This window comes from Bacillota bacterium, from assembly GCA_013178125.1.
Taxonomy (GTDB): Bacteria; Bacillota; SHA-98; order Ch115; family JABLXJ01; genus JABLXL01.
Genome location: JABLXJ010000036.1, coordinates 1 through 10,776, shown reverse-complemented (window position 1 = coordinate 10,776; position 10,776 = coordinate 1). Strand labels below are relative to the sequence as shown.

Here is a 10,776-nt window from a genome sequence, read left to right as displayed (position 1 = left end):
GGTAAAGCCTCACCGCCTCGGTCCGGAACTCCGGTGGGTAGGGTTTTCCTTGTGCCATGCTCTCTCCTTTCTCGAGGGACCCATTATCCCCCAATCCAGGATGTCAACGAAAGCGGGTCAATTCCACGGCCGCAAGCCTCGAGGATATCCTCAGCCGGGCCACGCGGGAGAAATGGAGTTACTCGGACTTCCTCTCCCATATGCTCTCAGCCGAGATGGAGAGCAAGGCCGAGAAACGCCACGCCATGCTCATGCGCTTGGCCCACTTCCCGCTGGTAAAGACCCTTTCTTCCTTCGATTTCTCCTTCAACCCCGACATCGACCCCCGCATGGTGAGAGAGCTCGCCCAGCTGCGCTTCCTCTCCAGTCGGGAGAACGTGCTCCTCATGGGCCCGCCCGGGGTGGGAAAGACCCATCTCGCCATCGCCATCGGGGTGGAGGCGGTCAAGGCCGGCCACAAGGTCTACTTCACCACCCTAGAGGACATGATCCGCAGGCTTACGCGGGCCCAGGTATCCGCCAAGGGGCTGCGGGTCTTCACCGGCTGCTCGCTGCTCATCATCGACGAGGTGGGCTATCTTCCCATGGGAGCGCGGGAGGCCCATATGTTCTTCAGCGTGGTGAACGCGCGTTACGAGAGGGGCTCGATCCTGGTCACCACCAACAAGGGGGTGGCGGAGTGGGGAGATTACCTCGCGGATCCCACCCTGGCGGCGGCGCTGCTTGACCGCTTCCTCCACCACTGCCACGTTCTAAACATCTCGGGCGAGAGCTTTAGATTGAAGGAGAAAGCGAAGAAATCAAGCGGCACAGGTCGGAAGCGGTATAGCGGGAAGCAAGGAGACTGACTTGAGCGGTGCAGTTTTACGTGACCATTTTCGGTGCACTTTTACGTTGACATCGACACCCCAGGACCGAGGCGGCACCTTCTCCACCTCCCTCTTCGAGCGTTACCAGCGCTCGGACAAGGCCCTGGTGCTCGCCCTCATGGAGATGTACTTAAAAGGGGTGTCCACCCGCAAGGTGGCGCAGGTGACCGAGAAGCTGTGCGGCCGCGCCTTCTCCTCCCAGCTGGTCTCCAAACTGGCCAAGCAGCTTGATGAGAAGCTCGAGGCCTGGAGGGAACGGTCCCTTGATGGGGAATATCCCTACCTCATAATCGATGCCCGCTACGAGAGGGTCAGGGTATGCGGCAAGGTGATATCCCAGGGCATCCTGATCTGCGTGGGGATATCGGCCGAGGGCAAGCGGGAGATTCTGGCGGTGGAAATCGCCGATACCGAGTCCACCGCCACCTGGTCGGACCTCTTCCGCAAGCTCAAGCGGCGGGGCCTGGCCGGGGTGAGGCTTCTGATCTCCGACGACCACGAGGGGATCAAGGCCGCTACCTCCCGCCACTTCCAGGGCGCGGCCTGGCAGAGGTGCCAGTGCCATTTCATCCGCAACCTCCTCTCCTACGCACCCAAGGGGCAGAAGAGGGACCTCCACCAAGAACTGCGGGCCATCTTCGACGCCCCCGACCTCTCCGTGGCCAGCCGCTTCCTAGCTGAGACGGTGGCGAAGTGGAGCAAGATACGGCCGGAGGTGTCGGAGAAGCTGGAGGAGGCCTCAGACGATGTGCTGGCATGCTTCCACTTTCCCGCCAGCCATCGGCGGAGGATAAGGACCACCAACTGCGTGGAGAGATTGAACGAGGAGATAAGACGCAGGACCCGGGTGGTGAGGATCTTCCCCAACCGGGAAGCGGCCCTGCGGCTCATCGCCGCCCTGTGCGTCGAGCAGTCAGAGGAATGGGAGACCGGGAGGCGATACCTCGATATGGGCCTGCTGGCTGAAGAGGCGGGGGAAGGAAAGCCCGAGCGGGCGAGGATCGCATCATAACATCTACGTTGACAACCGAATAAAGAATCTTCTCAAGGGCAAGAGGGCCGATGCCCTCCATGACGCTATGCCCATCTGCCCTTGGGTTGCGAAACCGGAGGAAAAGGCGGCGGCTCCAACTCTTCTCCGGGATATAAGATGGAAGCCTTTATCTTGGATGGTGGAAATCTACAGAAGATCGTGGGCTTTACTCAAGCACAACTAGGATTGTCATTATCTTGCATTATAATTAATTGGTAAATATTAGTTTGCATATTTAGACAAACAGGAGGCAACAATGGGAAGCGTCGAAGTAGTGCGGATTACGAGGGGAGCCGGACTCGCAGAATCAACTCGACGCTTCCTTATAACCATCCCACCAGGAAATACACGAAGGAGCTATGGGAGCGACCTCGAGCTCTTCTATGACTTCCTAGCCATTGGAACACAACGAGACGCCTCGCTGGGCGACATAGGCATCGAACACGTCGCTGCCTTCAGGGACCATGAGATGGCCCGCGGCGTCTCCCCCGCCACCCTCCGCCGGCGCCTAGCCGCGCTGAGGGCGTTCTTCGCCTGGGCAGTGGATAACGGGCTGGCCACACACAACCCAGCGAGGAATATAGCGCTCCCGCGGGCTGAGAACGGCCATTTCACAGTCCTCGCGGAGGACGAAGTATACCGCCTGCTCCAAATGCCGGACCTCCGGAGGACCCTTGGCCGACGCGACAAGGCCATGTTGGTGCTTAACTATGTAGCCGGTCTGCGTGTAGGCGAGCTCTGTAACCTTAAGCTGAACGATATCGTTGGTGGATTCTATTTCAAGCACTCCAAGAAGCCGCGCCCCGCGGTCATCGTGAGAGACGGTAAAGGGGGCAAATCTCGGGACATCCCTATAGACCCATGGGTCTTGGAGGAAGTGGAGAAGTGGCGGCAAGTTCGCCCGGAAGCAGGCCATGATTATCTGTTCACCACCAAGGATGGGGTCCCTATGAACCCGCCCACCTACCGCCATGCGCTCCGAAAATATGCAAAGCGGGCTGGCATCGGCAAAGATGTGACCCCGCATACTCTCCGCCACAGCTTCGCCACCCACCTGGCGCAGCGCGGCCAAAGGCTCGATGTCATCGCCGAGTATCTTGGCCATGCCGACCTCAAGACAGTGAGTGTCTATGCCCATCGCTCTGACGAGGAGTATGTTGAGGGCGTAGCCTCCATATACAAGGGTCTGCTGCCGAAAAGAGGCTGACCTAATTCAATCTTCCCCGTTTTCGTTTACGATAACTCCCCCACCCAGAGGCCCATAAAGCCAGCTCACCCAGCTACCTCGTTTACTATAAATAAGGTTATCGTTAGTGGCCTTTCCCGCGCTGCACAAATATCAAATTCCGTTTTGGTTGATTTTCGGTACTCTATATGGGTAGCATCGGTGTTTGAGGTCTATCCCTAGTTAGACAATGGACTTGCCCCGTTTCTGTTGACACCTCAAATTGTGGCAGCGGCCATCTCCGCTGCCTCTTCAGTTTCCGTAAGCATTCTTTCATACTCCGCCGGGCTCTTGTAGTCCAGAGCTGAATGCCTCCTTTTAGGGTTGTAGAAACCTTCGATATAACGGAAGACGGCAAACCTCGCCTCATCCCTGGTTTTAAACCGGTTGCGGTGGATGAGCTCCGTCTTCAAGGTGGCCATGAAGCTCTCCGCCGCTGCGTTGTCGTACGGGTCACCCTTGCTCCCCATGGAGGGGATGATTCCCGACTCGCGTAGCGTCTTTCCGAAGGCCAAGGACCCGTACTGGCTTCCCCGGTCGGAATGGTGGATGGTGCCCGGTCGAGGCTTTCTCAAGGTCACCGCCATTCCCAGGGCGTCTATGACCAGGTTCGCGGAAAGGTCGTTCCTCATCGACCAGCCGCAACACCTGCGCGTACACACATCGATGATGGCAGCCAGGTAGAGCCAGCCCTCCCAGGTGGGGATGTAGGTGATGTCCGCAACCCAGAGCTCATCCGGGCGGGAGGCGGAAAAGACCCGCTTCACCAGGTCGGGGGCCGGAGGGAGATCCGAGGCTTGCCTTCCGGCCCTCCCTTTCTTCCGCCTGGACACCCCCTCTATCCGGAGCTCCTTCATCAGCCGGGCCACCCTCTTTTTGCCCACCCGGATTCCGTGAACCTGGGCGAGCTCGGCGTGGATGCGGGGAGCTCCATAGGTGCCGAAGGAGGAGGCGTGGATCTTCGCTATGAGGACCTTCAGCTCCTCGTCCTCGGTCCTCCTTTTCGAGAAACCCCTTTTCCTTTGTGCGTAGTAGCCGGCGCGCGACACACCAAGCACGCTGGCCAGGCGGGAGACCGAATGGTGCGTCTTCTCTTCGTCGATCAGGGAAAACTTCATCGCCGCTGATCCGTCTCCCGGGCGAAGAAAAGCGCGGCCTTTCTCAGGATTTCCTTTTCTTCTTTGAGGATCCTGTTCTCCCGGCGCAGGCGGTTGAGTTCCTCTCGTTCCTCGGTGGTGAGCCCTTCTGCCTTGCCCTCGTCGATGTTCGCCTGGCGTACCCAGCGGGCCAGGGTCCAGTCGGATACGCCGATCTCCCGGGCCGTCTCTGCGAGGGTCCTCCCGCCCATGCGGTAAAGCCTCACCGCCTCGGTCCGGAACTCCGGTGGGTAGGGTTTTCCTTGTGCCATGCTCTCTCCTTTCTCGAGGGACCCATTATCCCCCAATCCAGGATGTCAACGAAAGCGGGTCAATTCCAGATCTCCGTAAGCTAGAGGGCGAGATAAGAGTGCTTGATCGTGAAATCGAATCCCTTATGCATAAAAGAAATGGCCTTGAGAAGATGTTGAATGATGAGGCTAGGCATTCCATGGAGGAATACATAAAAGGTCTCGAGAGGCAACTTGTAAAGATGATGGAAGTTGCACCAGAAATAGAGCAAGCGAGAAATGCATATAGAGCATTGATGAAGGCCAAAGACGAAGATCCCGAAATAAGGGAGAAATGGGAAGCACGTGAGGAGTGGAAGCATATATATGAGATTGCTCAAGTTCAAGCAGTAAGAGAGACTGCAAGGATAGAGGTTGAGAAGAAGAACAAGGAAATTGAAGAAGCATTTCCAGGCTCATTAAGCATAGAGAAGATCGAGGAGAACGAAAGTGTCATATTTGAGTTATATTACTTCGAGAAAGATGAAGGATGCCTGGTAGTCTTCATGCCAGTTACCTGTGAAGTATGGAACAGCATTAGCGAGGGAGAAACCGGAATACGAGAAGAACTTGCTGCGCGTGTGTTTTGGAGCTTTGCTTGTATAGATGAGGCAAGTTATGACATAAGGTATGGGTTTCCCGCCCTAATCATTCCGAATACTCCCAGCAGCATTTCCTTGTCCATCGAATTCCCAAACGAAAAGAAGGCGGAGTTCTTCCTAGAGAGATTACCGGATTTCATTCTAGAGGCGATAACTGGTGTCAACTAAGCTTAGCGAAGTAGCAAAGAGCATGGGGTTGCATCCATCAGAGTTGTTGCAGTGCTTGTCAAGACTTGGAGCTCCCTTCGAGGCTTGTTGGCCATGTGTTAATGACGATTGGTTACTGACAGTGAAAGAGATCCTATCAAGCGAATACGCTGTTATTTCTAATCAGGAAGGAACGGCTAAAGAGAGGCTATCGGAGGAAGAAGATAACCAAGTATCGTTATGTGGTGAAGCCACTCTTATTGTAGAAAAGCTATGGAGGAAAGGTTGCTGGGGAGACAACTATGTTTCGCCTGCGTATGTGAGAAAAATGACCGGACTATCAGAATCACAATACAAAGATGCAGTCAAAGAACTGCAAGCAAGAGAATTCATCATTATCCATAAAGAAAGCGGTAAAGCAATATCTTTGAATACACACAGCAAGGGGGAGTTAGATAGGATACTGGCTCGGTTATTTAAAGATGACAGTATAGGGAAATGAAATTAGAAATAGCATGCTTCATAAAGGGTGTATCTAATAATATCAGATGATGACAGGACTTCTTACGACCTGCCATCTATCGCTGGTATGCATATAAACCAGGCGAACAGGGCAGGTATTATATTGGCGAGGCTCAGAACTTAAGAGAAAGAGTATGCGGATAGTTGAATCCAAGGCCAACCCGGCAAACCAATAAATAGATGAATCAGTCACTCGCCCAACTGATACAGGAGGGGTTTACTGTTGGGCTTGAGGTAATAGAGGATTTGAAGTTTGAAATTGATGAAGGCCAAAATTTTTGGGAGAAGGACCTGGAGAGCAAGCATTTCAGAAGGGCTATCGAGTGTTTGATGCTGTCTATTGCTGAAAAGAGCGGAGACATACTCCTAAACAAGTAGCAAAGAGGCACAATTCCATGAAAGCTACAGAGGGATATACACAAAGGTAGGTAATGCTATGGAGCTAATGCAAGGAGCAATCGTTTATCTGGCGAGCGTCAATCCCATAATGACAGACGAAGACTTCGAGCGTTAGCTTGTAGGGAAGAGCACCAATACGACTATACCATATATGAGAAGAGCAAAATCGCTAATCGTCAGGGGCTTGCTTACCAGGGGGACCGACAGGAAGGCTGTCAGCGAAAATAAGGAAATAATTGGAGGAACATATAATTCAAGCGAGGGAGTGTTGGGCAGAGTCTTTCTGTTAGAGAATGGTGATAAGGCAACATTGCTTTGGCAAGGTCCCGCAAACCAGTTCAGGCCCAATTACATGAGAATAAGGGACGAATTGGTTGGGAAAGTCCCTTATAGGCTTTATGGTAGGGCTGCAAGCAAGAATTACGATGTTTCAGAAGATAAGTCTTTGATTGCTTTTAAGAAAGAGCCACGCACACAAGCACAAGTAGATAAAGTGCCAGAAGCAAGAGGGGTGATACGCGAGAAGACCTTGCAGCTTACGGAGAAACAATTTGAAGACATACTGGCAAAGTATCCGGAGCTAATTGAGGATGGCCTTGAGTTAAAAGGGAGGCAGGTAAATATCTCTGGCAAGGTACTTGACCTTTTGTTCAAGGATGGGCGCGGAGATACGCTGATTGTTGAGCTGAAAAAGGGGACGATAAAGAGAGAGCATATTGCTCAATTATTGGATTACGAGGGATTCTTCGTCGACGAGTTTAATCCAACAACCCGGGTGATGTTAATCGGCAACCATGTCCCAAAGAACCTTCAGAATTCCCTAGACCATCATGGCATCGAATACAAATATTATTCGCCGGCTTCTCTAAGAGAGTATCTTATTGAAAAGGGCGATAAGGAAATGCTTGATGCGCTAGGCTGGTGAAAACACCTTGCCTAGCCTTGCCGCGTTGAGAATCGCGGGAAACGGCTCACATCATCGCCGAAAATCAGGCTGTCAAGCCTTTCGCCCACGCCGAAGGTTGCCTCGGGCATGAGGTGGCCGTAGAGATCGAGCGTGGTTCTGATGCTGCTGTGCCCCATCTGGCGCTGAATGAAGACTAAATTTTCGCCCAGGGATATCATCAGCGCGGCGTACGTGTGCCTGAGGGAATGCCAGGTGATGGTCCTAAGGCCGGCGGCCTTGAGGACTTTCTCGAACCTTCGCGACAGCACGTGGGGCGACATGTAGCCGCCATCATCGCCGGGGAAGACGAGGTCCGTAGGCTTTGCGCCGGTCTTGAGCTTCAGCTCCGCCAAAGTCTTTGAGAGCACAGGGGTAATGAGCACCGTGCGCCGGCTCCTGAAGCTCTTTGGGCTCGTTAGATGTCCTCCGGAAAAGGAACGACTGATATGGATGCGATTTCCGTCAAGATCAACATCCTCATTTATCAGGGCCGCTTGCTCGCCTTCTCTCATCCCCGTGGTGACGGCGCAGAGCACGCGGGGATAGAAATCGGGAGGGCAGGCATCTAAGAGCATCTTGACTTCATGGGGAGAAAGAAAATCCATCTCTTTCTTCTCCTCGCGCGGGTGGTCGACGTTGGCGACCGGATTACCGTCAACAAACCCCCACTTGATAGCCTGGACAAATATTTTGGACAGGATGGAAAGGATCTTATTGACCGTTCTTGCGGATAGCCCCTCGGAGAGCTTTGCCTTGACGAGGCTTTGTATCTCGGCAGTGGAGATCGACGAAACCATGACCTTGCCGAAGTAGGGGACGAGGTGCTTGCCGCATACCTGCTCGTAATCCGCCTGCGTGCGGGGCTTGAGCGCGATCATAACATATTCTTCCAGGAACTTCTCAACCAGGTCATCAAAGGAAATCTCTGATAACTTGCCGTATGTGCCGGCGGCGATCTCCATTTCGCGGCGCTTGAGAAGCGCCTCGGCGGCTTGCTTCTGCCTGCCCGCCGCCTCCCATCGATATTTCCCATCAGGCTGCTTGTAAATGGCGTAGTAACGAGGAGTACCTCCCTTAAGTGTCTTCTTGTACACGTAACCCATGGTCGTGCCTCTGCTTGTGAGCCCAATTGCGATAAGCCTGCGCGTTCTTGCACCTCGTGCTGCAGAACAGGCGCTCTCGCTTCACCTTGTTCTCGGGTTGGGCGAGGAACAGCGAATCGCAGTTATCGTTGGCGCAGGCCTTCACCCTCCAGCCGCGCTTTCGCATGTTCACCGTGGCGAGGAATATCGCGGCTATTAGGCTGGGAAAATCCAGGCTGGTTCCAAACAACCTGTCTTCCTCCAAGGCGAACTCATCCGGCGTGGCTATCGCGTTTTTGTAGAACTCGCTGGTCCGGTCGGCGTACGTTGCGGCGCCCTCTGATGGGTCAAACTTGAACCCCCCCAGCTCCTCCTGGAATCTCAGAAAGGCATCGATGATCTCGTCTATGTGTTCCCGGTAGATCGTGAAGAATCGTTCCGCTACATCGCTGGGCTGGATTTCGTCGAGACCCGAGGGGAGCCTGAAACCGTTGGGAAAGACGAGCTTTTCTATATCTGCAGGTTCCACAAGGTAGGGAAGGAAATATAAGTTTGCGGGACACGTCCACGATCCGCCGATGGCGACCATGCAGTGCCCCGAGGGCCCTTTCAGAAATGCATCGAAGCCCAGAAAAGCAAGTCCCAGGAGGCCGCGTCTGCGCACGAACTCAAGCACCCTGCGCCGGAGCCTTGCGCTGGTCCTTGCCGAAGCGGCCCTGTCTTTTCCGATCCCTGAAAGCAGCGCCGAAAACTCATCGACTATTTCGAATATTTCATCGGAAACGCGGTACCTATGTAGCTTGCCGCCTTCTTTTAAGAAGACGTACCCCTCCGCGTCGATGTCGTAGTCGCCTCCATACCAGAAGCCGCCCATGCTGAGGTTGGAGCGATAAAGGGGGATTGTCGAGGCATCTTTCATGCGCTCAAGGCAGGCGCGGAGATCGAGGTCCCCATAGGGCGGTGAGCCCTTGGGCCTGCAGTTATTCCACTCTTTTTCGCTGATGGCGCGACCCAATAACCGCTCGGCCGCCGCCTTCATCGCCTGTGACGAATCGTAATTGCTCTTCATAAGTCCTCCAACGACGTCGCTGGAATCCCAGGGGCTTTTGCAACAGCCTTTCATAATAATCGCTATAATGATAATATATTGATTAGTTCGGAGGAGTCAAGGAGGAGGACCATGGACAGGAACAACCGGAGAAATTCGGCCTACGCTTTTCGCTCTGGGGCAAACATCCCGCCACAGGATATATTGCGTCTGATCGCAAAGCCCCTTCCGGATGGGGACCAGGTGCCCCTCGGAGGAAAACCAGCCGGCGTTGAGGGCGCATCAGCCGCACAAGACGGATTTCCCAAGCGGTTGATAACCGCGAAGGAGCTTGCCCTGCGTTTGCAGGTTCCGGTTTCCTGGTGCTGGCGAGCAGCCCGCCAGGGAACCCTGCCTCATTATCGCTGTGGTCAATACATACGATTCGACCTGGCGGAAGTGCTGGACAAGCTCAGGCGTGGGGATGGCGATCAGAACCCGCGCCCTTGACGGCAGCAGCTGGAGGCCCAAAGCTTGCGGGGGCTTTGCTCCAGGACAGCCATCGCTCAAGCACCTCGGGATCCGGCATTACGATGCCCTTCGTATGTATGACCCAGTAGTACTCCCCGATCAGCTGCGCAAGCGTCGCCTCGGCGCGATTAAGCGTTTCCGGAAGGCCGTCGAGGTCTATGCCGTGCTCCCTGCATTGCCTCTCCAGGGCGATGCTTTCGTCTTTGCCCAGTGAGAGGAACTGCCTGTAGGTGGTCACGCCAAGAGTTCTCCTCAAACCATTTCGCATCTTTTCGTCCCAGGCGAGCGCGGCCCGGGGCCTTAAGGCGAAGAGTATCTTTGAGGCCGCCGTGGGCCCGATACGCCTTCCAGCCGCTTTGCCGCCTCGCTCGGAGCAGAAGACGGGTCGGTCCCGCAGGTCTTGGTAGGCGGCGTCTAAGGCATCCAGCTCCTTGTGGTTCAGTCCCCAGATGCCCTTAGCCGCAGGGCATAGATTTGAGCCGTACCGGCGGTGCCATTGCCCGATCGCCGATGAAGCCCGGGGGCGCTTATCTCTCTCGAATCTACAACCCCACCTGTTCAGCCAATCAAGCAGGAAATCATGATGGGCGGGGATGGCAAAGTCGGGGTCGCCCCCGACCTTTCTCCTGAACTCCAGGTAGCTCTCCCTGTAGCCGGTCAGCCCGGAATAGAGAAAGGATGCAAAGGCCAGCTCGAACAAGTTCACGGCGATCTCGCACCTCCTCCTGAGCGATAGCTCAGGCCTACACGGAACGGTAAAGCTCCAGGGCCGGGGCTATGATCTTCTTCTGCAGATCCTCGCTGGAGTTGACGGAGAAGAGCTCCACCCGCTGCAGTTTGCTGTTTTTCGTCAAGTAAAATTCCCTGTTTTCAGCAAATAGAATTCCCTATCGTGAGCAAGGGAAATTACCTGTTTTCATCATCCAGAGGCATCATCCTTTCTGGGCCATCAGGGCATGGGTCATGC

12 protein-coding genes are annotated in these 10,776 nt (G+C 54.7%); 8 read left to right on the top strand and 4 right to left on the bottom strand.

Features of this window, described 5'->3' with window-relative positions; all coding sequences use genetic code 11:
- Nucleotides 1-56: 56 nt before the first annotated feature.
- The 3 genes from HPY71_14895 (at nt 57) to HPY71_14885 (ending at nt 3,109) form a co-directional block, all read left to right on the top strand.
- The gene (locus HPY71_14895; protein ID NPV54777.1) at nt 57-848 is read left to right on the top strand and encodes an ATP-binding protein; all 792 of its coding nucleotides are present in this window, start codon (nt 57-59) and stop codon (nt 846-848) included.
- A 46-nt stretch (nt 849-894) separates the two neighbouring features.
- Nucleotides 895-1,881, top strand: a complete 987-nt coding sequence (locus HPY71_14890; GenBank protein ID NPV54776.1) for an IS256 family transposase — start codon at nt 895-897, stop codon at nt 1,879-1,881.
- Between the two features lie 277 nt (nt 1,882-2,158).
- Nucleotides 2,159-3,109, top strand: a complete 951-nt coding sequence (locus tag HPY71_14885) for a tyrosine-type recombinase/integrase (protein ID NPV54775.1) — start codon at nt 2,159-2,161, stop codon at nt 3,107-3,109.
- A gap of 236 nt (nt 3,110-3,345) precedes the next feature.
- On the opposite strand, the gene HPY71_14880 is transcribed toward HPY71_14885, so the two are convergent.
- A protein-coding gene (locus HPY71_14880) for an IS3 family transposase (protein ID NPV54774.1) occupies nt 3,346-4,535 on the bottom strand; the annotation gives its coding sequence in 2 pieces (ribosomal slippage) (nt 3,346-4,280 and nt 4,280-4,535; 1,191 coding nt in all).
- Nucleotides 4,536-4,633: 98 nt separating this feature from the next.
- Between HPY71_14880 and HPY71_14875 the strand changes: the two genes are divergently transcribed.
- The 4 genes from HPY71_14875 to HPY71_14860 all read left to right on the top strand — a co-directional run bounded on the left by HPY71_14875 (nt 4,634) and on the right by HPY71_14860 (nt 7,148).
- Nucleotides 4,634-5,323 carry a hypothetical protein gene (locus HPY71_14875; GenBank protein ID NPV54773.1) on the top strand — a complete coding sequence of 230 codons (690 nt, stop codon included), beginning with the start codon at nt 4,634-4,636 and terminating at the stop codon, nt 5,321-5,323.
- Nucleotides 5,313-5,804, top strand: a complete 492-nt coding sequence (locus HPY71_14870) for a hypothetical protein (protein ID NPV54772.1) — start codon at nt 5,313-5,315, stop codon at nt 5,802-5,804. The genes HPY71_14875 and HPY71_14870 overlap by 11 nt, the downstream gene beginning before the upstream one ends.
- Before the next feature lie 200 nt (nt 5,805-6,004).
- Nucleotides 6,005-6,202 carry a hypothetical protein gene (locus HPY71_14865; GenBank protein ID NPV54771.1) on the top strand — a complete coding sequence of 66 codons (198 nt, stop codon included), beginning with the start codon at nt 6,005-6,007 and terminating at the stop codon, nt 6,200-6,202.
- Nucleotides 6,203-6,374: 172 nt separating this feature from the next.
- On the top strand, nt 6,375-7,148 hold the full coding sequence (locus HPY71_14860) for a DUF91 domain-containing protein (GenBank protein NPV54770.1): 774 nt from the start codon (nt 6,375-6,377) through the stop codon (nt 7,146-7,148).
- An 11-nt stretch (nt 7,149-7,159) separates the two neighbouring features.
- Here the strand turns inward: HPY71_14860 and HPY71_14855 are convergent, their stop codons facing one another.
- Entirely contained in the window at nt 7,160-8,272 is a 1,113-nt protein-coding gene (locus tag HPY71_14855) for a site-specific integrase (GenBank protein ID NPV54769.1), read from the bottom strand.
- Nucleotides 8,244-9,320 carry a CGNR zinc finger domain-containing protein gene (locus tag HPY71_14850; protein NPV54768.1) on the bottom strand — a complete coding sequence of 359 codons (1,077 nt, stop codon included), beginning with the start codon at nt 9,318-9,320 and terminating at the stop codon, nt 8,244-8,246. Before HPY71_14850 ends, HPY71_14855 begins: the two co-directional genes overlap by 29 nt.
- Before the next feature lie 111 nt (nt 9,321-9,431).
- On the opposite strand from HPY71_14850, the gene HPY71_14845 reads away from it, so the two are divergent.
- Nucleotides 9,432-9,788, top strand: coding sequence for a helix-turn-helix domain-containing protein (locus tag HPY71_14845; protein ID NPV54767.1), 357 nt, complete (start codon nt 9,432-9,434; stop codon nt 9,786-9,788).
- On the opposite strand, the gene HPY71_14840 is transcribed toward HPY71_14845, so the two are convergent.
- Nucleotides 9,751-10,515, bottom strand: coding sequence for a hypothetical protein (locus tag HPY71_14840; protein NPV54766.1), 765 nt, complete (start codon nt 10,513-10,515; stop codon nt 9,751-9,753). The two genes, HPY71_14845 and HPY71_14840, sit on opposite strands and share 38 nt — an antisense overlap.
- Nucleotides 10,516-10,776 lie beyond the last annotated feature (261 nt).